A 21,442-nucleotide genomic window follows, 5' to 3' on the forward strand; every position below is an offset into this window, starting at 1 on the left:
TAAACCCGTGAGAACGAAATCTATTGACAGCGTGCAAAAAAAGTGATACAATAAAGGTAATATTTTAAGTAAGGAGTTCGATACCCATGAAGTTTATGAAGAAACTGCTCAGTGCGGTGACCGCAACAGCAGTCGGTGTGTCTATGACCACTGCACTGGCTGCCGGCGTATCTGTTGCATCCGCAGCAGACATGACCGCCGTTGAATTGGTAGAGGATATGGGTCTGGGCTGGAACCTGGGAAATGCTCTGGACAGCACCAATACCTGGGATTCCTCTCTGACACCGACGAAAATTGAGACCGCCTGGGGCAACCCTGTCACTACGGAATCCATGATCAAGGAGATCAAGAAGTCCGGTTTCAACACCGTCCGCATTCCTGTCACCTGGTGGGACATGACCGGTAAGTCCGGTACTGCAAGCATGAGTGCCTTTGACGGAACCGTTGGTGACGAATATCTCGCCAGAGTAAAGGAAGTCGTAGATTATTGTATTGATAACGGCATGTATGCGATCATCAATACACATCACGATGAGGACTGGCAGAAGGATACCTCTCAGCTGAACAAGTTCAAGAAGCTCTGGACTCAGATCGCAGATTATTTCAAGGATTATGACGAACATCTGGTGTTTGAAGGCATGAATGAAGTCAGCTTCTCCACAAGCGATGCCATGACCTATAACCAGGCATTTGTGGACACAGTCCGTGCTTCTGGCGGCAATAATGCCGATCGTCTGCTGATCTGCACCGCAGACAGCAACAATACCGCAAAGGCATTGTCCGACAGCTTTTCCATGCCCACAGATTCTGCGAACATGCTGGCAGTATCTGTGCATTATTACGAGCCCTCCACATTCTGTGTGGCAGATACCACATCTTCCTGGGGTCATCGTGAGACATGGGGCACATCTTCTGATTATACGATTCTGGAAAACGATTTCCAGAAGATGAAAACCAAGTTCACAGATAATGGCGTAGGCGTTGTAATCGGTGAATATGGTGTCTGCAATGCAGATAAATATGGCATCAATAACACGCCTTATAACAAGGATCAGGAATCCATTGAAAAGTTCCTGGAAGCAGTTGCTTCTACAGCATATGGCATGGATGGTATTTGTCCTGTTGTATGGGATGACTCTAATTCCGGAACGATCACGCTGTTCAACCGTGAGACACTCAGCTGGTTCGACAGCAATATCCAGGCGATCTTTACTAAGATCGCAAACGGCGGTTCTACCGATCCGGGTAAGGAAAAGACGGACCGTGTGACTTTCCAGGGTGCGGATATCACAGAGATTGATGATAAGGGAAAACCGTACCTGAACGTAGATCTGAAGCCCTATAAGGAACTGGGTCTCCAGGTAAGCTCTGTTGTTGTGGACTATAAAATGACTTCTGCAAAGAATTCGGCGCAGTGTAGCGGCGACATCAACATGAGCTTTAATGTTCTGGATGCAAGCGGCGAAGATGTCTGGGCATATCTGGATAACAGCATTGGACCGAATGAGACCACAACGACCTTTGAAATGCCCTCCGGTGAGCATGAATTTGTACTGGAAACAGACGATGACGGCAATGTTACCAGCAGCGTTACCGGTACATTGGATATGGATTATCTGAAACTGCAGAACTGGTGGACATGGTCTGCTGCTACCGGTGATACGGTTACAGTTGACTTGAATTCTGTGACTGTTATTTTCGATAACTTCTTCTATGTCGATGATCCCGGCACCAGCTCGGATACCACTACAACTACCACCGGTACAACTGCTACCACGGATTCTTCTGAAACCACAACAGAAACGACTGCAACTACAAATATCGATATTGAACCTTACGGCTGGGTATGGCCCGCTGGTCAGGCTGGTACATATCAGTTCTGGGATAAAGATTCTGACGGCGTTATTCCGGTAGCCGTTACCGGAAACGGCAGCTATACAGCATCCTATATTCTTCCGGAAGGGGAAGGCACCGGTTCAATCGAATGCCTGATCCTGGATTCTGATATCAATGTATATCAGTTCCTGCCGGAAGACTATGACGGCACCGACCGTGTGGCTGACTGCGGCGTAGTACTCACTGTTGACAAGGTCACACTGGATGGCGAAGAGATCGCTTACACCGGTCCTACAGACGGTTCTCTGACCTATGGCAACGATGGTGTCAGCCTGAGACGCAATGTCCTGAACACATGGACATCACCTTCCATCAAGGACATTAACGGCAAGGATATTTCTCTCACCAAGATCCTCGAGATCGAGTTCACAGTTTCTGGTCTGCCGGGTGGTGAAACAACTACCACCACAACAGAAACCACAACAACTTCTGAAACAACAACTACAACTACTACAACAACGACGGCGACTGAAACAACCACAGAGACCACCGCTTCCACAACTACCACATCCACTACAACTGTAAGCGGCAACCCCAATGCATTCTACGGTGACGTAAATCTGGACAGCAGAGTGGATATCACAGACTCCGTTATGCTGAACAAGATCGCAGCCGGTCAGGTGACGCCCAATGATCAGCAGAGACTGAATGCAGATGTGAATGCAAGCGGTGACCTGGACGGCAGCGATGCGATTATTTTGCTGAAGTTCCTGGTTCATCTGGTAAATACACTCCCGTCCAACGGCTGATCAGAGCTTTGTGACGCTTTGTCGCCATAACTCTTCCATATCAAATCATAAATGCCGAATCTGCATTGTGCAGGTTCGGCATTTTTGCAATATGCAAAAAATCGACTTTCCCAAACGTAAATTTTGTGAAAACTGACAGACGCCCGGAAGGAACATTGTTTTCCAATCAAAAGGATAAAATGCACCTAAAAAAATCAAATTTTTGCGTTGAATACTTAACATTTTTCGAGGAAATGCCGATAATCTGTGAAAAATACAAAAAATCGACAGAATAATCTAATAGAAATCATATGGAAAAGAGATTGACTTTTTCGCCTTTCGGGCTTATAATAATAGAAACAACGGCGTAAATGCCGATGATCTGCCTGGGACAAGCGAATTTTTCGCCGGTTTCCCCATAGGCGGAAAGAAAAGGTGGTGGTTGCAAATGACAATGGGCGAAGAGCTGCAGGAACAGCTGCAAACCAATATCGTGTGGACAAGTCCCTTTGACGTGCCGTTATTGGGGCCGATCCACATCAGCGAATCTGTGGTGATCACCTGGTTCATCATGGCGGTGGTAATGGTGCTGGTACTGGTTCTGACCCGGAAGATGGAAATTGTTCCGAAAAAGGGACAGGCACTGGTGGAATTCGCTGTCACCTGGGTCACCGATTTCTTTGAGGGCAATATGGGAAAGGCAGGCAGACGATATGTGCCATATCTGAGCACGGTGTTCCTGTATCTTGCGATTGCGAACGTGATCGGTATGTTCGGGTTTGGCATCAAACCGCCCACAAAGGACATCAATGTGACGGCAGCCCTTGCAGTGATGAGCATTATATTGATCGAAGCGGCAACATTTCGTGCCAGAGGCGGGTTGGGTGGTTTCTTCAAATCTTTTCTCAAGCCAATGCCGATCATGCTGCCAATCAATATCATGGAACTTGCCATTCGTCCGCTTTCGCTCTGCATGCGACTGTTCGGCAATGTGCTGGGTGCATTTGTTGTCATGAAGCTGATCGAACATGTCTGTGGATTGATAGCCCCAATGGTGTTCAGTATGTATTTTGATGTCTTTGACGGCTTGATCCAGGCGTATGTCTTTGTTTTCCTGACCTCGCTATTTATGGCAGAGGGCATAGAAACAGAAGAAGAAACCCCCATGCCGCAAAAGGTATAGTGGCGTTTCAAACAGTTATTTTGGATGGTATGAGGAGGAAATTACCATGGGAACAGCAATCGGAGCTGCTATTGCAGTATTGACTGGTATCGGTGCAGGATTTGGAATCGGCAACGCAACGGCAAAAGCAACAGAGGCCATCGCCAGACAGCCGGAGGCGGCAGGCGCAATCAATAAGGCATTGCTGCTGGGCTGTGCGCTGGCAGAAGCCACCGCAATTTATGGTTTTGTTATTGCACTCATGATGATTATCATGAAGTAAGTATGAGGAGGAACAGAAAATGGGTGTCGCAATTGGAGCTGCTATTGCAGTATTAACCGGAATTGGTGCTGGATTTGGAATTGGACATGCAACCGCAAAGGCTACTGAAGCCATCGCAAGACAGCCGGAGGCTGCCGGCGCAATTAACAAGGCGCTGCTGCTGGGTTGTGCATTGGCAGAGGCTACTGCAATTTATGGATTTGTCATTGCACTGATGATGATCATTATGAAATAAGAAACGGCGTTTTCTGAAAATCCAGGAGAAAGGAGCACGGCTTTCCTGCGAGAAAGCTGTGAATGTGGATATGTTAGATTTTGATATTTGGACCATATTGTTTTCCGTGATCAATATCCTGGTGCTGTTTTTCTTTCTGAAAAAGTTTTTGTTCGGCAGAGTGAACGCCATTCTGGAAAAGCGTGCCCAGATGGTGCAGGCAGATCTGGAACAGGCGAAGCAGAGCGCCGCAGAGGCAGAACAGCTCAAGGGCAATTATGAAGAGACCCTGCGCAATGCCAAGCAGGAAGCAAAAGAGATCATTACCACGGCACGGCAGAATGCCAGCGTACAGAGCAGTGAGATCACTGCCCAGGCACAGCAGCAGGCAGATACCATGCTGAAAGAGGCGCAGAAGGAAATCGAGCGGGAACGTCAGCGTACCCTGGAAGGTGTACAGGGCGAGATCGCCGATCTGGCGCTGGCAGCGGCGTCGAAGCTCATGGAAAAGCAGCTGGACGACGAGACGAACCGGGAACTGGTAAATGCGTTTCTTTCTGAGGAAGGGGCAGGCGAATGAAACAGGCAGTGACATCCTATGCCACAGTGCTGCTGACTCTGCCGGCGGCATCGGAGACGGTGCCGGATGCCAGAAACGCCTTTGAAACATGCCCCCAGCTGACGGACGCTCTGTCCAACCCCACGATCCCTGAGACGGAAAAGTTCGGGGTCATCGACCGGGTGTTTCCCGAAGCCCTGCGGACATTTCTGAAGGTGGTCTGCCGCAATGGTCAGATCGACAGCGTGTTGGATATTTTTTCGGAATATGAAGCACTGGAACGCCGGCAGAGGCAGTGTGCCCATGCCGTGCTGGAATATGTGACGCCGCTGACGGATGCGCAGCTGTCGGCGATGAAGCAGATGATCTGCGCAAAAACCGGCAAGCCGGAGGTGCAGCTGGAGCTGCGGCAGAATCCGGCGCTGCTGGGTGGCTTTATCCTGCATGTGGGAGATGAAACGTATGACAGAAGCGTGCGTTCTTCCCTGAAGTCCATGCGGAAGAGCCTGATACGGAGGTGAGGGTAAGACATGAGTACCATGAATGCAAGTGAGATTATATCCGTTTTAAAAAGCGAGATCGAGGACTTTGACCGGAAGTCCGGCGTACAGGAGACCGGTACCGTTGTCCGTGTGGGCGACGGCATTGCCACGGTATTCGGTATGCAGCATGCCATGTACGGCGAGCTGGTAGAGTTCGAGAACGGTGTACGAGGGATTGTACAGAATCTGGAAACCAAGACCATTGGTGTTGTTTTGCTCGGCAGCGATTATGGCATCACAGAGGGTACTTCTGTAGTTCGTACCGGAAAGCGTGCCGGCATCGGTGTCTGCCAGCAGATGATCGGGAGAGTTGTGGATGCACTAGGTGCCCCCATTGACGGCGGCGCACCGCTGACGGCAGAGGACTATTTCCCCATTGAGCATGAAGCCCCGGGTGTGGCACAGCGGAAATCTGTCACCGTGCCCCTGCAGACTGGTATTCTCTCCATTGACGCCATGTTCCCCATTGGTCGGGGACAGCGTGAGCTCATCATCGGCGACCGCCAGACAGGTAAAACTTCCATTGCTGTCGATACGATCATAAACCAAAAAGGACAGGATGTCATTTGCATTTATGTTGCCATCGGACAGAAGTCCTCCACAGTTGCGCAGATCGTCTCCACCCTGAAAAAGAACGGCGCAATGGAATATACCATTGTTATGTCTGCTTCTGCCAGCGACCCTGCGCCGGTGCAGTATATCGCACCCTATGCAGGTACGGCAATTGCAGAGTATTTCATGAGCCAGGGTAAGGATGTGCTCATTGTCTATGATGATCTGTCTAAGCACGCTGTGGCATATCGTGCCATGTCCCTGCTGCTCCACCGTCCGCCGGGGCGTGAAGCATATCCGGGTGATGTATTCTATCTGCACTCCCGTCTGCTGGAGCGTTCCTGCCGGTTGGACGATGCCCACGGCGGCGGCTCCATCACAGCCCTGCCTATCATCGAAACACAGGCAGGGGATATCTCCGCCTATATTCCCACGAATGTCATTTCCATTACAGACGGACAGATTTTCCTGGAGAGCGAATTGTTCAACGCCGGTATGCGTCCGGCGGTAAACGTAGGTCTGTCGGTATCCCGTGTGGGCGGCGCTGCACAGACAAAGGCAATGAAAAAGGTTGCTGGTCAGATGCGTGTGGAGCTGGCACAGTTCCGGGAAATGGAAGTGTTCACCCAGTTCAGTTCCGATCTGGATCCTGCCACACAGGCAATGCTGGATCACGGTCACGTACTCATGGAACTGCTGAAGCAGCCCCTCTATCATCCCCTTGCCATGTGGAAGGAGGTTGTCATTCTGGCAGCCGCATCCCACAAGCTGCTGGATGATGTGGCACTGAGCGATCTCCGCGGATTCCGTGAGGGTCTCACCAACTATGTGGAGGCAAACGGCGCAGATGTGGTATCTGCACTCAAAAAAACAGGACAGCTGTCCGACGAACATCTGGAACAGCTGCTGAATCTGGTTCGTACCTATAAGAAGCAGGTGAACTGATATGAGCAACATGCGTGAAATCCGGGATCGGATCAAGAGCATCAACGATATCATGAAAATCACCAACGCCATGTATCTGATCTCTTCCTCAAAGCTCAAAAAGGCAAAGAAAGATCTGGCGGCGACCCAGCCCTATTTCGACAAGCTGGTTTATGCCATGCGAAGCATTTTGTCCCGTGCACCGGAAGATATTGACATGCGTTACTTTGACCGGCGTGCGCATATCGCACCGGAGGACCGCAAGGTGGGCTATATTGTCATTACCGCAGATAAGGGCATGTGCGGCTCCTATAACCACAATATCATCAAGCTGACCGAGGAACGGATGGCGTCCAGCAAGCACAGCAGCCTGTATATCATGGGCAATGCGGGTCGTATGTACTTCCAGCGGAAGGCACGTGCCGGAGAACTGGATGTGGATCCGGAGTTTGTGTATACGCCCCAGAACCCCACTCTGTACCGTGCACGCCGCATTGCAGAGCAGATGCTGAAAGCCTTTGATGAGGAAAAGCTGGACGATCTGTATATTATCTTCACAGATATGGTCTCCTCTATTACCTATGAGCCGAAGATCTTGCAGCTGCTGCCTCTGGACGCAGAGCACTTTGTGCAAAAAGAGGGTGAGATCACGCGCCACCATGAGGCGGAATTTTTCCCCAGCCCCAATATTGTCATGGAACATTTGACCCCCAACTTTATGAAGGGTCTGATCTATGGTGCTATGGTTGAATCATTTTGCAGCGAACAGCAGGCGAGAATGTCCGCCATGGATTCCGCCACTACCAGCGCAAAGGATATGCTCCAGGCACTGTCGCTCCAGTATAACCGAGCACGTCAGGCGGCGATCACACAGGAGATCACCGAAGTCGTCAGCGGCGCAGGTTCTGCGGAACTGTAAAGGCAGATTGTAGGAAAGATATATCGTTTATGGTAAAACCCCTCAGTCACGGCTTCGCCGTGCCAGCTCCCCTTTCAGGGGAGCCGATATGTAGCCTCCCCTGAAAGGGGAGGGGGACCATTGCACAGCAGTGGTGGAGGGGTGATTCCCAATATCGTTAATTTATCAGCATACAAGAAAGCAAAAATTTTTAGAGGGCGAAGCCGCCGCTAGAAAGGACAATTGTATGGAAAAAGGAAAGATCGTACAGGTTTTAGGGCCGGTTATCGATGTGGCTTTTCCGGGAAAGCTTCCCATGATCAAGGATGCGCTCACTGTGGATAACGGCGGAAAGACCTGTGTCATGGAAGTGGCACAGCATATGGGCAATGGGATTGTCCGCTGCATCAGCCTTTCATCTACGGAGGGCTTTGCCAAGGATATGGAAGTTACCGCCACCGGTTCGTGCATTACCGTTCCCGTGGGCACAGCGACCCTGGGCAGAATGTTCAATGTACTGGGCGAAGCCATTGATGAGGCAGGTGAGGTGGACGCACAGGATCACTGGCCCATCCACCGTGCCGCACCTTCCTTCCGGGATCAGAGCCCGGTAGTGGAAATTCTGGAAACCGGCATCAAGGTCATTGACCTGCTGGCACCGTATGCAAAGGGCGGTAAGGTCGGTCTCTTCGGCGGCGCAGGTGTGGGAAAAACAGTCCTGATCCAGGAACTGATCCACAACGTTGCCACAGAGCACGGCGGTTATTCGATTTTCACCGGTGTAGGTGAGCGTTCCCGTGAGGGCAACGACCTGTGGAACGAAATGAAGGAATCCGGCGTTATTGAAAAGACTGCCCTGGTATTCGGTCAGATGAATGAGCCGCCCGGATCCCGTATGCGTGTGGCGCAGACTGGTCTGACCATGGCGGAATATTTCCGTGATGAAAAGCATCAGGATGTGCTGCTGTTCATTGACAATATTTTCCGTTATGTACAGGCAGGTTCGGAGGTTTCAGCGCTGCTGGGACGTATGCCCTCTGCCGTTGGTTATCAGCCGACTCTGGCAAACGAAGTGGGCGAATTGCAGGAGCGTATCACTTCCACCAGAAACGGTTCCATTACCTCTGTACAGGCAGTTTATGTGCCGGCAGATGACCTGACAGACCCGGCACCGGCAACGACCTTTGCCCATCTGGATGCCACTACGGTACTGTCCCGTAAGATCGTGGAGCAGGGTATTTATCCCGCAGTGGATCCGCTGGAGTCCACTTCCCGTATTCTGGAGCCGGATGTGGTAGGCGAAGAGCACTACCGTGTGGCACGAAAGGTACAGGAGCTGTTACAGCGGTACAAGGAATTGCAGGATATCATTGCCATTCTGGGTATGGAAGAACTGGATGAGGACGATAAGCTTGCGGTTTATCGTGCCCGAAAGCTCCAGAAATTCCTGTCCCAGCCCTTCCATGTGGCAGAGGTATTTACCGGTACGCCGGGTAAATATGTGCCGCTGAAGGAGACCATCCGCGGATTCAAGATGATTGTGGAAGGTGCAATGGATGAACTGCCGGAAAATGCGTTCTTTAATGTGGGAACCATTGATGAGGCAATTGCAAAGGCACAGACCATGAAGGAATCGTGAGGGATGTATCATGGAAAATACATTTACGCTGGAGATTCTGGCGTCGGATCGCCCGTTTTATGTGGGACCGTCTGAACATCTGGTATTCCCGACCATGGACGGCATGGTGGGCATTCTGCCGGGGCATGAGTCCATGGTAACAGTGGTCAGTCCTGGGGAATTGAAATATCAGGTGGACGGCGTGTGGCATTATGCCGCTATCAGTGAGGGATTCGCTGAGATTCGCCGGGACTATGTGCTGATTCTGGGGGACGCCATTGAGCTGCCCGAGGAGATCGACGCCAAGCGTGCCGCAGAGGCAGCGGAGCGTGCTAAGGAACGGCTGCTCCACCGGCAGAGTATTATGCAGTATTATCACACCCAGGCGGCACTGAATCGTGCTATGAACCGATTGAAGATTTCTAAACGGCATAATCATGAGATATAAGAAAAACCGCTTTTCCCATGTGGAAAGGCGGTTTCTTGTTGTATTAACAGGAAAAAAGGAGCAGTTTTGTTTCTGTTCAGAAAAAGGCAGCCCATCAAGCTGGTCCAGCTGAGCCCAGCTGGCGCAGGTCCAGGGCTGCGGAAGCCCTGGTCGCCGCCCGCAGGCGGCGAAACACCCCGCGCCGTATTTTCGGCGCGCGGAGAAAAGGGGTGAGAAAAGCGACAGCTTTTCGAGGGGAAAGCGAACAAGACCGCTTTCCCCTTGTAAACCTCTTTCAGTAACTGAAATTTCAAAAACGTTCCGGTGGAACGTTTTTGACGAATTAAACATTCAGCATTGTTCAATATTGCAAAGATAAGGCTTTTTCTCAAAAAAGCTGAAATTGTTCGTTGAAATATTCGTTGAAAACGTCCCGCCGGGACGTTTTCAAGGTTTTGCTTGTTGAAAAGGCTTTACAAGGCGGGGCGGTCTTGTTCGCCCCGCCTCGAAAAAGCTGTCGCTTTTTCTCACCACCCTCTCCGCGGCGCAAAAGAATGCGCCGGGGCGTTTCGCCGCCTGCGGGCGGCGACAAGGGGCTTTGCCCCTTGACCCCACCAGCATTTTTGAAAAATTGCTGGATCAAAAAACTTCATTGCCGCCTGCGGCGATGTTGGAATGTAACGAACCCCAGAATGGAGACTTATTGTTGGATATTATCAAAAAGGGCGAACAATGTTCGCCCCTGAAATCGTCAATATTCAAACAAACATCCATCTGCAATGGACTGATAATCACAGTTCACAGACTTTTTCGCCGAATGGATATTCACCGCACCGCCGCTGATGGTAATACCAGTAATGGCTTCAATGCCATTTCCGGCAGCGTTCTGTACATCCACATAGCCGGCTTCAATGGTCACAAATCCCTTGTCTGCTTCGGTGGTATTGCTCGCCTTGATACCGTCCTTGCAAGCAGAAATCACCGTATTGCCGCCGGAGATCTGCACACTGTCCTCGCCGTAAACACCGGTGGCTACAGCGGAAATATTCAATGTACCATTTTTGATCTTCACATCATTGCTGGACTTGATACCATGCTTCTTGTTGCCGATGACCGTCAGCTGACCGTCGCCCTTAATGGTCAGATCGTCCTTGCTGGAAATGCAGGCGGACAGGGCGTTTCCAGCAGTATCCTCCACATAGTTGGTGGAGCCGCTGTCCAGATGGAGGGTGCAGGTGTCGGCGCTTATAATGTAAAGGGGCGCAGAAGTAGAACAGGAGATGCCTGCGCCGTTGAAGCGAAGGTTGACCTTATCCGTTTTGGGTGCATTGACCACGATCTGCCCATCGTTCAGGGTGCCGGACACTTCATATCTGCCGCCCTGGAGAATGGTGATCGCACCGCCGCTGACGGAAACTGCGGCGGCATCGCTGACTTGTGCGCTGGAACCGTTCAGGGTGATGTAAATGGTAGCGTCAATTTCTTCCGGCGGCTCGGTTTCTACAGGCGCAGCAGTTGTGGCAGCCGGTGCTTGATTCCCAGCCGGCGCAGTTGTTGTCTTAGGTGCAGCTGTTCCGTCGGACGTGGAATTGCCGCCGCCGCTGGAATTGCCTGCCCCTGCATCGCCGTTGTTCTGCTGGCTGTTGTTCTGATAGACAGGCGCAACTGTTGTACCGCCTTTTTTTGTGGTACTGTTGGCAGCTGTCTGGGTGGATTTTGCCGTAGTAGTAGAACTGCCGCCTTTGCCGCTGGTGGTTGTGGCTTTGGTAGTGGTTTTCTTGCTGCCGGTGCTGGAATCGTCCTTGTTTGTGGAGACGGACGACTCGTCATCGCTGTAGCTGTTGGCGGCATCCATTGTGACAGTTTCACCGCTATCATTGCTGCCGCAGCCGCCGCAGACAAGCAGAATTGCGGCGCAGACAATTGCGAAAAGTTTTCGGTTGTACATCAGATCCATCCTTTCTGAAAGAAATCGGTCAGAATAATTCATGGTACCAGTATAGCGTAGAAAGTTGAAAATAACATTGAAAACCGGCAGGGACGATTTCGTGGGGGCAGTTGCCCGGAATTCGCTTCAAAGACAAAGGGTCATCCACGGGAAAAAGTTTCGGATGATATCGTATCCCAGCACGATCCCTACCACGGTAAACAGCAGTGCATTGCTTCTCGGCAGAAGTCGTATCGGTTTTCCCAGTGCCAGGCAGACAGTTTCCGCATAGAGCAACGCCAGCGCTGCTGCCAGGGTCAGGATCATGGGGTTATACCCCAGGGAACGGAGAATATGACCGTGGAGCAGCTCCAGAACAGCACGAGTGTTGCCGCATGCCGGACAGAGATATCCCGTCAGCTGGTGAAAAGTACAATCGGGAAAGCCTGCGGATTCCGCCAGTGCGGCGATTTTATTGCGGCAGAGTATGGCGGCGAAAATACAGATGGGAACTGCCAGGCTGATGCCAATTGCAGTACGCCGTTTCATTTCCGCAGGGGTGTGCCAGTGTTGTCACGGAAGGAACCCAGCAGAATACAGATAAGATCCACAACGGTGCCGATGCCGAAGAAGCCGCCAGTCAGCAGCCAGAGCAGTCCTGTGCCGATTTTTCCCACATAGAACCGGTGCAGTCCGCCGATGCCGCAGAAGCCCAGGAGACAGAGAATGAGTGCAGCAATTTTGCTTTTATCGCTGGTGACAGTGACATATTGTGCCATAAGATCGCTCCTTTTGATAAGTTAGTTTTATTATAGCGTATTTTGTCTGGAATTGCAAGGGGAAAATTGCGTGAAAAATTTGTTCCGTGCTTGACAATACGCCGGAAATCTGATATAATAAAGACAAAGAGAGCGGTATCGTTTCGGCGGTCAGCTCCCAGAAAATGCACTAAGAAATAGTCGCTCGGCTGGTAACTGGGGCGGCTATTTCCGTTTTTTGCTGCAATTTTGCAGAATGATTATCACTTGGCAAACGACCATGAGGAAGTCCCAAAAATCAGACCACGACATAAAGCAACACCTCCCTGATACCGTATCACTACGGCTGGGAGTTGGATTTGACCGCCTATACACATACATAAATTTGTATTATGTATCCGCTTGGATATGCTCTCTTTGCGTTTTTATTATAGCAAATTCTGACAAGCTTGTCAATGCTGTGACAGCATTCTGCACCGGAAACCCGGTGCTTTTTTCTTGCCAGAATAAAAAACAGACGCCCTTTCGCAGAAGGACGTCTGTAAATAGTCAAATCAGAAATTCTCTTAGAATTCCATCTTGCCGCTGAGGTAATCTACCAGTTCACCAATAGGCATACGTACCTGTTCCATGGTATCACGGTCACGGACAGTAACACAGTTGTCATTTTCAACAGTCTCGAAGTCCACGGTGATGCAGAACGGTGTACCGATCTCATCCTGACGGCGGTAGCGCTTGCCGATGGAACCCGTCTCATCGTAGTCAACAGGGAAGTGCTTTGCCAGCTGTGCATAGACTTCCTGCGCCTTTTCGCTGAGCTTCTTGGACAGAGGCAGAACAGCAGCCTTGAAGGGTGCCAGTGCCGGGTGGAAGTGCATTACCACACGGGTATCGTTCTTCTCGGCATCAACCACTTCCTCGTCATAAGCCTCGGTGACGATGGACAGGAACAGACGTTCTACGCCCAGGGATGGCTCAATTACATAGGGGATGTACTTGGTGTTGGTCTCCGGATCGAAGTATTCCAGAGACTTGCCGCTGTGATTCTGGTGCTGTGTCAGGTCGTAGTTGGTTCTGTCTGCTACGCCCCACAATTCGCCCCAACCGAAGCTGAACTTATATTCAAAGTCAGTGGTTGCCTTGGAGTAGAAGCACAGCTCTTCCGGATCGTGGTCACGGAGCCGCAGGTTCTCTTCCTTGATGCCCAGAGACAGCAGGAAGTTCTTGCAATAGCCTCTCCAGTACTGGAACCATTCCAGGTCAGTATCCGGCTTGCAGAAGAATTCCAGTTCCATCTGCTCGAATTCACGGACACGGAAAATGAAGTTACCCGGTGTGATCTCGTTACGGAAGGACTTACCGATCTGTGCAACGCCGAAGGGCAGCTTTTTCCGGGTAGTTCTCTGGATATTGGCGAAGTTGACGAAAATACCCTGAGCTGTTTCCGGGCGGAGATACAGCTCAGACTTGGAGTCCTCAGTAACGCCCTGGAAGGTCTTGAACATCAGGTTGAACTGACGGATATCGGTAAAGTCCGCCTTGCCGCAGTTGGGGCAGGTGATACCTTTTTCCCGGATATAATCCATCATCTGCTGATTTGTCCAGCCGGCAGGATTGGTGCCGTCGAAGTTTTCGATAAGGTTATCTGCACGGTGTCTGGTCTTGCAGGACTTGCAGTCCATGAGGGGATCGGAGAAGCCGCCCAGGTGACCGGAGGCAACCCATGTTTCCGGGTTCATGAGGATAGAAGCGTCCAGACCTACGTTATAGGGGGACTCCTGGACGAATTTCTTCCACCATGCCTTTTTGATGTTATTTTTCAGTTCCACACCCAGGGGGCCGTAGTCCCATGAGTTAGCCAGACCACCGTAAATTTCCGAGCCGGGGTATACGAAACCGCGGGATTTACAGAGGTCTACGATTTTATCCATGCTTTTTTGTTCATTGGTCAGCATTTTGCATTCTCCCTTATATAAAAATGATATCTTTTATATTTTACCGGAAAACGGGCGAATTGTCAAGTATTTTCTTAAAATGCATTGTGATGATTGTTAAGACTCCTGCTGACACTGTCTCTCACAAATGGAAAACCAACTGCAATCGCCGCAGATCTGCGCCAATCTGCCCTGAGAGAGTATACATGTTTCCACCAACTGCCGGAAGTCACTCCAGTGCAGCGCATCCCCCTCCGCCAGTCCGCACAGCCGCAGCACAGCGTGGTCATATCCGGCAACTTTTTCAGCGGCATCGCATCCCTGGGAAAAATTGTGGGGACAGGCTTCGCAAATGCAGTCTGCACCCACAGCCAGGGAGAGCATGGGATTTTCCCGGTCAAACAGTGCGATTTTTTCCGCCATATTTGCCGTAAATGCTTCGCTGTAGCCGTGTCCGCAGAAAAACTGGATACAAAGCCCGTGGTGGGGACGCAGCTTATACACGATGGATGAAGCGCTTCGGAATACGCTTTGCAATGAGGATGGCAAGGGCGATCTTTACCAGATCGGGGATAATAAAGGGGAATACACACCATCCCAGAGCGGTAATCAGTCCCACAGCACCGTTGGCATTGGCATAGACGATCATGAACCATGCTGTGCCGAAAGCATAGCACACAAGCAGCCCTAGCACCATGGCGATGATCATCACCGGGAGCTTCTCACCGAAAAAGTGAGTGATCGCCCAGTATAACAGCGCTGTGAACAGGAATCCTATAATGTAACCGCCTGTGGTGCCCATCAGCACGCCCATGCCGCCGGAAAAACCGGCAAAGACAGGAACGCCTACTGCACCCAGGACAATATATACCAGCACGGAAATGCTTCCGGATTTTCCGCCCAGCGTCCCCAGCGCACAGAAAATCGCAAAGGTCTGTAATGTAAAGGGTACGGTCATGGGAATCTGGATCCAGGAGCAGACTGCCATAATGGCGGCAAAAAGTGCGATCTGCACCATGGCAACGATCTTCTGATGCTGATTCCGGGAGACAGATGTGCCGGTTTCCGTGGGAATTGTGGTTTGTGTTTGCTGTTTCATAAGACATAACTCCTTTTCTCATTTGTCACCGTAAAAGAGTGCTAACGGTTGACAAATATGATTATACCATAGGATATGCGAATTGTCAACCGAATATTATATTAAATTTGGTTGACTAATATTCTGTCGCAGGATAGGAAATAGATAAAAATAGATAAAAACAGCACTTCGATTCATGAATACATTGTAAAAAATCACGAAAATAAAAAAACGCCCTTGACAATTGACTGAAATCGTGGTAAATTAGTGTTAGCACTCAGAGAGATTGAGTGCTAACACTTGAAAAGTGAATCTGCCAGAAAGGATGGTCAGTGTGGATGCTCGGAAACGTCGGATTTTATCGGCGGTAGTTGATTTATATATTCGTACCGGTGAGCCGGTGGGTTCCAAGACCATCTCACAGCTGCCGGACATTCACGTGTCGGCTGCGACAGTCCGCAATGACATGGCAGTTTTAGAAGAACTGGGCTATCTGGAACAGCCCCACACATCGGCAGGGCGTGTGCCCACATTCAGCGGCTATCGCATGTATATTGAAGAGATCGGCGCCAGCAGCACCCTTCCCGAGGAAGAGCGGGAACGACTAGATGAGATGCTGGGGGATGAATCCCAGCTGACGGAGGATCTGATCTTGCAGAGTGCCACGGCGGCACTTTCCCAGATCACCCAGTGTGCTACAGTGGTCTCCAATTTTGCACCGAAATATTCCGTGATTACAAAGGTGGATGTGATCCCTACGGGAAAGCGGATGTATGTGGTGCTCCTGATCACATCCGACGGCAAGATCAAGAACCGTGCCTGTCGCCTTCAGTTTGATCTGACCCATGAGCATATGGATTTCTTCAAACACTTTATGGAGGAAAATCTGGAGGGCGTTTCCGTTTCGGATCTGTCGGATGAAAAGATGGAGCAGATGGTCACTGCCATGGGCACCTATATGATGACGCTGAGCCCACTGGTACAGGGCATTTGCGAAATGTCCAGAGATCTGCAAAAAAATGAGCTGTACGTCACAGGCGAGCAGAATTTGTTTTCCTGCGAGGATCTGGACAAAGCCGAAGTGGCACAGTTTATGCTGCACAAGCAGGATTTGTCCGGACTGCTGGACGATTCCTTCCAGGGTATCAAGGTCATGTTCGGCGAAGAGGGCAACGATTTTGTCATCGGCAATTCCAGCATGATCGTGTCCAAATACCAGAAAGGTGAGCACACAGCCGGTTCCCTTGGCGTCATTGGCCCGGTGCGGCTGAATTACGCCAAGATCATTCCATATATTGAATATTTCACCGAGAAGATTTCGCATCTGATTTCGGAAGAGGAGCCAGAAGAACTCAAACTGGAACAGAAACCGGATCAGCCGGAGCAATTGTAGAGGAAAGGATGTGCTTTTGATGGAAAACGAAAAGGACGATCTGAAACAGGAAAAAACCACAGAGGAGACTGCGCCGGAAACAGAAACAACGCCGGAAGCAGAAGCTGCACCGGAGCCGGAAACTGCTGAAAAGGCAGCGGAGGAGCCGGAAAAGGAAACCAAGGACGACAAAAAGAAGAAGAAAAAAGATCTGAAGGATGCCCTGGAAAAGAAAGAGGCAGAACTGGCAGAGCAGAAAGACCAGTACCTGCGGCTTATGGCAGAGTATCAGAACTACCGGAACCGCACCACGGAGGAGAAGAAAAAGATTTACGGCGATGCCAAGGTGGATTGCGTCAAGGAATTGCTGGGTGTTATGGACACGTTTGAGCGTGCACTGGAGGCACCCTGTACCGATGAGAATTATAAAAAAGGCGTGGAGCTGACCTTCACCCAGATTCAGAAGGCATTCGAAAAGCTGGGCGTTACAGAGGTTGCAGCACTGGGTGAGACATTTGATCCCAATTTGCACAATGCCATCAAGCAGGTGGACGACAGCGACTATGAAAGCGACAAGGTCTGTGAGGTATTCCAGAAGGGTTACATGCTGGGTGACCGGCTCATCCGTCCGGCAATGGTTGCCGTTTCTGTTTAGTCAGGAGGGTGCTCTTGAAAAAACATACAGCATCGCTCATGACAGCGGCAATGCTTCTGACTGTGGCGTGGATGACGGGATGCGATTCCGGGAAGGTGGAACAGACCGGAACGGACGTTTCTGCTGTGGAAACAACAGCACTGACATTGAGCAGTGCAGATGGTGCTTCTACAGAAAGTCAGACGGCATCCGCCGCTGCAACAGCAGCAGATTCCCAGGAAAGCGGACAGTCGAATCTGGAATTCGACAGCTATGATGCATTTTTGGAATCTTTGGGAGAACATTATCCCGGTGTGGCAATGATCGCACCGTCCCAGATCGTTTCCGGGGAATGGACGGTCACGAAAGTTTATCTTCTTATTTCCGGAGAACAGCCTCTTTATGAGTATGCTGTGACAACGCCGGAAGGAGATTCACTGCTGCTTACGGTGTCCCATGAAATGCAGTTTGCATCTGCGGAGGAATTGAAATCACAGCTGGAAGCATCTGACAGCACACAGATACAGGATGGCTATATCGGCAGCAGCTGGGTGGTTTGCAAGGTGGAGAATCCGGAGGCGTATGCGCTGTACGGACTGACCGGTGATGAAAGCGTCTATTATGCGCTGATCGGTGCAGATGCAGAGGGCAATACTCTGGAGCCGGAGGAATTGCAGACCTATCACGACACCATGCGGCTATAGCAAAAAACTCCTGCCCGAAAGGACAGTTCATATAAATCATTACAATCTATTTTTTTGATATGTCCCCGCCAAAGCGGGAAATGCAGAAAGGAAGAGATTACTATGGGAAAAATTATTGGTATCGACCTGGGAACCACAAACTCCTGCGTCGCAGTTATGGAGGGCGGTAACGCCGTTGTTATCCCCAACGCAGAGGGCGCAAGAACCACACCGTCTGTTGTGGGCTTCTCCAAGACCGGCGAGCGTCTGGTTGGTCAGACGGCAAAGCGCCAGGCAATCGCAAACCCGGAGCGCACCATTTCCTCCATCAAGCGCCACATGGGCAGCGACTACAAAGTAGACATTGACGGCAAGAAGTATACACCTCAGGAAATTTCCGCAATGATCCTGCAGAAGCTGAAAACCGATGCAGAGGCTTATCTGGGTCAGCCGGTAACAGAAGCAGTTATCACCGTTCCGGCATACTTCACCGATGCACAGCGTCAGGCAACCAAGGACGCAGGACAGATCGCAGGTCTGACAGTAAAGCGTATCATCAACGAGCCTACCGCAGCTGCACTTTCTTATGGTATTGACAAGGAAGATGACCAGCGTGTTATGGTTTATGACCTGGGCGGCGGTACTTTCGATGTCTCCATTATCGAAATGGGCGATGGTGTACAGCAGGTACTGGCAACAGCTGGTAACAACCGTCTGGGCGGCGACGACTTCGACCAGAGAATCATCAACTGGATGGTTGAAGAATTCAAGAAGACTGAGGGCATTGACCTGTCCAACGATAAGATGGCAGTACAGCGTCTGAAGGATGCCGCAGAAAAGGCAAAGATCGAGCTGTCCTCTACTACCACGACCAACATCAACATTCCGTTTATCACAGCAGATGCAAGCGGTGCAAAGCACCTGGATATGAACCTGACTGTGGCGAAGTTCAATGAGCTGACACGTGACCTGGTAGATGCTACTATGGGTCCGGTACAGCAGGCACTGTCCGACAGCGGTCTGTCTCCGTCAGATCTGAACAAGGTGCTCATGGTCGGCGGTTCTTCCAGAATCCCGGCTGTACAGGAAGCAGTACGCTCCAAGCTGGGCAAGGAACCGTTCAAGGGCATTAACCCGGATGAGTGCGTAGCACTGGGTGCTGCATATCAGGGCGGCGTTCTCGGCGGCGACGTCAAGGATGGTCTGCTGCTGTTGGATGTTACCCCGCTGTCTCTGGGTCTGGAGACCATGGGCGGTGTCTGCACCAAGATCATCGAGAGAAATACCACTATCCCCACCAAGAAGAGCCAGATCTTCTCCACTGCTGCGGATAATCAGTCTGCTGTAGATATCAACGTACTCCAGGGTGAACGTGAGTTCGCACGGGATAACAAGCAGCTGGGAACCTTCCGTCTGGATGGCATCGCTCCGGCTCCGAGAGGAGTACCTCAGATCGAAGTTACCTTCGATATCGACCAGAACGGTATCGTACACGTAACTGCAAAGGATCTGGGCACCGGCAAGGAGCAGGATATCAAGATCACTGCTTCTACCAACATGTCCAAGGACGATATCGACAAGGCTGTGAAGGAAGCTGAGCAGTATGCCGAAGAGGATAAGAAGCGCCGTGAGGAAGTGGATACCAAGAACAACGCAGAGAGCCTGTGCTTCCAGTGCGAGAACGCACTGAAGGAATTCGGCGACAAGGTTGATGCGGCAGACAAGTCCGACATCGAAGCCAAGATCGCAGACCTGAAGACTGCACTGGGCGGCAGCGACAGCGCAGCCATCAAGGAAAAGTCCGATGCACTCCAGCAGGCATTCTATGCACTGTCCTCGAAGATGTATCAGCAGACAGGCGGTCAGCCGGGCGCAGACCCGAATATGGGCGGCGCTGACTTCGGCGGTGCAGCTGGCGGCGGCGCAAATGATGACGGTGTCGTTGACGCTGATTTTAAGGAAGTTTAATATAATCGGCTGAAACGCCGTGAAATAAGGATGCGGTGACGGGGCAGGTTTCGGCTTGTCCCGGCATCGTTGTATATAGGAAAGGAGCCGGCATATCATGGCAGAAAAACGGGATTATTACGAGGTGCTGGGGCTGAAAAAAGGTGCGTCCGAGGATGAGATCAAAAAGGCGTTCAAGACATTGGCGAGAAAGTATCATCCCGATCTGCATCCGGACGACCAGGAAGCCGCAGAGAAATTCAAGGAGATCAACGAAGCATACGAGGTGCTTTCTGATTCGGATAAGCGTGCACGGTACGATCAGTTCGGTCATGCCGGCGTAGATCCCAATTACGGCGGCGGTGCCGGTTACGGCGGCGGCTTCGGTGGCTTCGGCGATGTGGGCGATATTTTTGACAGTATTTTCGGCGGCTTTGGCGGTTTCGGCGGCAGCAGAAGTACTGCGTCCAACGCCAACGCACCCAGACGGGGTGGCGATGTGAACAGCAGTGTTACCATTGATTTCATGGAGGCATGCAAGGGCGTCAAGAAAAAAATGCGCGTCACCCACATGGTGAAGTGCGACCAGTGCGGTGGTTCCGGTTCGGACGCCAATACGACCACTACCACCTGTTCGGAATGTAACGGTCAGGGTTCTGTCCGTGTGAACCAGCGGACGCCCTTTGGCGTGATCTCCACCACAAAGGTCTGCTCCCGCTGCGGCGGTAAGGGCAAGATCGTCACCAATCCGTGCAGCAAGTGCCGGGGCAGCGGACGGTTCCGCACCACAACAGATATCGAGCTGAAAGTTCCTGCTGGCATCGACAACGGGCAGGTGCTCCGTGTCAGCGGTCAGGGCGATGCAGGTGTCAACGGCGGCACCAGCGGCGATCTGAACGTCTCTGTTACCGTGCGTTCTCACGAGCTGTTCACCCGAAACGGCAACGATATTTACTGCGAGATCCCCATTACCTATGCCCAGGCTGTTCTGGGTGACAAGGTCACAGTACCTACCATCAAGGGCAAAGTGGAATATGACATCCCTGAGGGTACCCAGAGCGGCACCAAGTTCCGTCTCCGCGGCGAGGGCGTGAAGTATCTGGGCAGAGAATCCTATGGCGACCAGTATGTGACTGTCGTGGTGGAAGTGCCGAAAAAGCTCACGAAACAGCAAAAGGAACTGCTGAAAAAATTTGATGATTCCCTGGAGGAAAAAAACCAGGTGAAGCGCCAGAATTTCTTTGAAAAGCTCAAGCGCAAGTTTGACCAGCAGTAATTCGCATTAACCGCATAAACAAAAAACCTA

At 51.1% G+C, this 21,442-nt stretch carries 22 protein-coding genes; 15 read left to right on the forward strand and 7 right to left on the reverse strand.

Annotated elements, in window-relative coordinates:
* Positions 1-86: 86 nt before the first annotated feature.
* The 10 genes from Q0418_RS08170 to atpC all read left to right on the forward strand — a co-directional run bounded on the left by Q0418_RS08170 (position 87) and on the right by atpC (position 9,824).
* Positions 87-2,645, forward strand: a complete 2,559-nt coding sequence (locus Q0418_RS08170) for a cellulase family glycosylhydrolase (protein WP_298483646.1) — start codon at positions 87-89, stop codon at positions 2,643-2,645.
* A gap of 427 nt (positions 2,646-3,072) precedes the next feature.
* Positions 3,073-3,807, forward strand: a complete 735-nt coding sequence (locus Q0418_RS08175) for a F0F1 ATP synthase subunit A (RefSeq protein ID WP_298483647.1) — start codon at positions 3,073-3,075, stop codon at positions 3,805-3,807.
* 46 nt (positions 3,808-3,853) lie between these two features.
* On the forward strand, positions 3,854-4,069 hold the full coding sequence (gene atpE, locus Q0418_RS08180; RefSeq protein ID WP_295216251.1) for an ATP synthase F0 subunit C: 216 nt from the start codon (positions 3,854-3,856) through the stop codon (positions 4,067-4,069).
* A 19-nt stretch (positions 4,070-4,088) separates the two neighbouring features.
* Positions 4,089-4,304: an ATP synthase F0 subunit C gene (atpE, locus tag Q0418_RS08185; protein WP_295216255.1), complete on the forward strand. Its 216-nt coding sequence runs from the start codon at positions 4,089-4,091 to the stop codon at positions 4,302-4,304.
* A gap of 70 nt (positions 4,305-4,374) precedes the next feature.
* Entirely contained in the window at positions 4,375-4,863 is a 489-nt protein-coding gene (gene atpF, locus Q0418_RS08190; protein ID WP_298483673.1) for a F0F1 ATP synthase subunit B, read from the forward strand.
* On the forward strand, positions 4,860-5,363 hold the full coding sequence (gene atpH, locus Q0418_RS08195) for an ATP synthase F1 subunit delta (protein WP_298483648.1): 504 nt from the start codon (positions 4,860-4,862) through the stop codon (positions 5,361-5,363). Before atpF ends, atpH begins: the two co-directional genes overlap by 4 nt.
* Before the next feature lie 9 nt (positions 5,364-5,372).
* On the forward strand, positions 5,373-6,881 hold the full coding sequence (gene atpA / locus Q0418_RS08200; RefSeq protein WP_298483649.1) for a F0F1 ATP synthase subunit alpha: 1,509 nt from the start codon (positions 5,373-5,375) through the stop codon (positions 6,879-6,881).
* A gap of 1 nt (position 6,882) precedes the next feature.
* The gene (gene atpG / locus Q0418_RS08205) at positions 6,883-7,779 is read left to right on the forward strand and encodes an ATP synthase F1 subunit gamma (RefSeq protein ID WP_298483650.1); all 897 of its coding nucleotides are present in this window, start codon (positions 6,883-6,885) and stop codon (positions 7,777-7,779) included.
* A gap of 226 nt (positions 7,780-8,005) precedes the next feature.
* Positions 8,006-9,397 carry a F0F1 ATP synthase subunit beta gene (gene atpD, locus Q0418_RS08210; RefSeq protein WP_298483651.1) on the forward strand — a complete coding sequence of 464 codons (1,392 nt, stop codon included), beginning with the start codon at positions 8,006-8,008 and terminating at the stop codon, positions 9,395-9,397.
* A 10-nt stretch (positions 9,398-9,407) separates the two neighbouring features.
* Positions 9,408-9,824, forward strand: a complete 417-nt coding sequence (gene atpC, locus Q0418_RS08215; RefSeq protein ID WP_298483652.1) for an ATP synthase F1 subunit epsilon — start codon at positions 9,408-9,410, stop codon at positions 9,822-9,824.
* Positions 9,825-10,191: 367 nt separating this feature from the next.
* Here the strand turns inward: atpC and Q0418_RS08220 are convergent, their stop codons facing one another.
* The 7 genes from Q0418_RS08220 to Q0418_RS08250 all read right to left on the reverse strand — a co-directional run bounded on the left by Q0418_RS08220 (position 10,192) and on the right by Q0418_RS08250 (position 15,440).
* Complete coding sequence (locus Q0418_RS08220; protein WP_298483653.1) at positions 10,192-10,446, reverse strand: hypothetical protein; 255 nt, start codon at positions 10,444-10,446, stop codon at positions 10,192-10,194.
* Positions 10,447-10,554: 108 nt separating this feature from the next.
* On the reverse strand, positions 10,555-11,751 hold the full coding sequence (locus Q0418_RS08225; RefSeq protein ID WP_298483654.1) for a carbohydrate-binding domain-containing protein: 1,197 nt from the start codon (positions 11,749-11,751) through the stop codon (positions 10,555-10,557).
* 126 nt (positions 11,752-11,877) lie between these two features.
* Complete coding sequence (locus Q0418_RS08230; RefSeq protein ID WP_298483655.1) at positions 11,878-12,279, reverse strand: DUF2752 domain-containing protein; 402 nt, start codon at positions 12,277-12,279, stop codon at positions 11,878-11,880.
* Positions 12,276-12,509 (reverse strand): TM2 domain-containing protein, encoded by a 234-nt coding sequence (locus Q0418_RS08235; protein ID WP_298483656.1) that lies wholly within the window; start codon positions 12,507-12,509, stop codon positions 12,276-12,278. Before Q0418_RS08235 ends, Q0418_RS08230 begins: the two co-directional genes overlap by 4 nt.
* A gap of 545 nt (positions 12,510-13,054) precedes the next feature.
* Positions 13,055-14,443: a glycine--tRNA ligase gene (locus Q0418_RS08240; RefSeq protein ID WP_298483657.1), complete on the reverse strand. Its 1,389-nt coding sequence runs from the start codon at positions 14,441-14,443 to the stop codon at positions 13,055-13,057.
* A gap of 96 nt (positions 14,444-14,539) precedes the next feature.
* Positions 14,540-14,926: a DUF1284 domain-containing protein gene (locus Q0418_RS08245; RefSeq protein ID WP_298483658.1), complete on the reverse strand. Its 387-nt coding sequence runs from the start codon at positions 14,924-14,926 to the stop codon at positions 14,540-14,542.
* On the reverse strand, positions 14,919-15,440 hold the full coding sequence (locus Q0418_RS08250; protein WP_298483674.1) for a biotin transporter BioY: 522 nt from the start codon (positions 15,438-15,440) through the stop codon (positions 14,919-14,921). Before Q0418_RS08250 ends, Q0418_RS08245 begins: the two co-directional genes overlap by 8 nt.
* Positions 15,441-15,834: 394 nt before the next feature.
* On the opposite strand from Q0418_RS08250, the gene hrcA reads away from it, so the two are divergent.
* The 5 genes from hrcA (at position 15,835) to dnaJ (ending at position 21,412) form a co-directional block, all read left to right on the forward strand.
* Positions 15,835-16,893: a heat-inducible transcriptional repressor HrcA gene (hrcA, locus tag Q0418_RS08255; protein ID WP_298483659.1), complete on the forward strand. Its 1,059-nt coding sequence runs from the start codon at positions 15,835-15,837 to the stop codon at positions 16,891-16,893.
* Between the two features lie 19 nt (positions 16,894-16,912).
* Complete coding sequence (grpE, locus tag Q0418_RS08260; protein WP_298483660.1) at positions 16,913-17,527, forward strand: nucleotide exchange factor GrpE; 615 nt, start codon at positions 16,913-16,915, stop codon at positions 17,525-17,527.
* A 14-nt stretch (positions 17,528-17,541) separates the two neighbouring features.
* Positions 17,542-18,210: a hypothetical protein gene (locus Q0418_RS08265; protein ID WP_298483661.1), complete on the forward strand. Its 669-nt coding sequence runs from the start codon at positions 17,542-17,544 to the stop codon at positions 18,208-18,210.
* Positions 18,211-18,312: 102 nt separating this feature from the next.
* Positions 18,313-20,157, forward strand: a complete 1,845-nt coding sequence (gene dnaK, locus Q0418_RS08270) for a molecular chaperone DnaK (RefSeq protein WP_298483662.1) — start codon at positions 18,313-18,315, stop codon at positions 20,155-20,157.
* 97 nt (positions 20,158-20,254) lie between these two features.
* Positions 20,255-21,412 carry a molecular chaperone DnaJ gene (dnaJ, locus tag Q0418_RS08275; protein WP_298483663.1) on the forward strand — a complete coding sequence of 386 codons (1,158 nt, stop codon included), beginning with the start codon at positions 20,255-20,257 and terminating at the stop codon, positions 21,410-21,412.
* The last annotated feature ends 30 nt before the right edge of the window (positions 21,413-21,442 follow it).

The sequence above is a fragment of the uncultured Ruminococcus sp. genome, from assembly GCF_937915125.1.
GTDB lineage: Bacteria > Bacillota > Clostridia > Oscillospirales > Ruminococcaceae > Ruminococcus_C.

Excerpts from the sequence above, each read along its gene's own strand:
- atpG (WP_298483650.1), top strand. The coding sequence starts at position 6,883 with ATGAGCAACATGCGTGAAATCCGGGATCGGATCAAGAGCATCAACGAT.
- dnaJ (WP_298483663.1), top strand. The coding sequence starts at position 20,255 with ATGGCAGAAAAACGGGATTATTACGAGGTGCTGGGGCTGAAAAAAGGT.
- Q0418_RS08250 (WP_298483674.1), bottom strand. The coding sequence starts at position 15,440 with ATGGTGCAGATCGCACTTTTTGCCGCCATTATGGCAGTCTGCTCCTGG.
- Q0418_RS08240 (WP_298483657.1), bottom strand. The coding sequence starts at position 14,443 with ATGCTGACCAATGAACAAAAAAGCATGGATAAAATCGTAGACCTCTGT.
- Q0418_RS08230 (WP_298483655.1), bottom strand. The coding sequence starts at position 12,279 with ATGAAACGGCGTACTGCAATTGGCATCAGCCTGGCAGTTCCCATCTGT.
- atpC (WP_298483652.1), top strand. The coding sequence starts at position 9,408 with ATGGAAAATACATTTACGCTGGAGATTCTGGCGTCGGATCGCCCGTTT.
- atpF (WP_298483673.1), top strand. The coding sequence starts at position 4,375 with ATGTTAGATTTTGATATTTGGACCATATTGTTTTCCGTGATCAATATC.
- grpE (WP_298483660.1), top strand. The coding sequence starts at position 16,913 with ATGGAAAACGAAAAGGACGATCTGAAACAGGAAAAAACCACAGAGGAG.
- atpD (WP_298483651.1), top strand. The coding sequence starts at position 8,006 with ATGGAAAAAGGAAAGATCGTACAGGTTTTAGGGCCGGTTATCGATGTG.
- atpH (WP_298483648.1), top strand. The coding sequence starts at position 4,860 with ATGAAACAGGCAGTGACATCCTATGCCACAGTGCTGCTGACTCTGCCG.
- Q0418_RS08235 (WP_298483656.1), bottom strand. The coding sequence starts at position 12,509 with ATGGCACAATATGTCACTGTCACCAGCGATAAAAGCAAAATTGCTGCA.
- Q0418_RS08175 (WP_298483647.1), top strand. The coding sequence starts at position 3,073 with ATGACAATGGGCGAAGAGCTGCAGGAACAGCTGCAAACCAATATCGTG.
- atpE (WP_295216251.1), top strand. The coding sequence starts at position 3,854 with ATGGGAACAGCAATCGGAGCTGCTATTGCAGTATTGACTGGTATCGGT.
- dnaK (WP_298483662.1), top strand. The coding sequence starts at position 18,313 with ATGGGAAAAATTATTGGTATCGACCTGGGAACCACAAACTCCTGCGTC.
- Q0418_RS08225 (WP_298483654.1), bottom strand. The coding sequence starts at position 11,751 with ATGTACAACCGAAAACTTTTCGCAATTGTCTGCGCCGCAATTCTGCTT.
- atpA (WP_298483649.1), top strand. The coding sequence starts at position 5,373 with ATGAGTACCATGAATGCAAGTGAGATTATATCCGTTTTAAAAAGCGAG.
- Q0418_RS08170 (WP_298483646.1), top strand. The coding sequence starts at position 87 with ATGAAGTTTATGAAGAAACTGCTCAGTGCGGTGACCGCAACAGCAGTC.
- atpE (WP_295216255.1), top strand. The coding sequence starts at position 4,089 with ATGGGTGTCGCAATTGGAGCTGCTATTGCAGTATTAACCGGAATTGGT.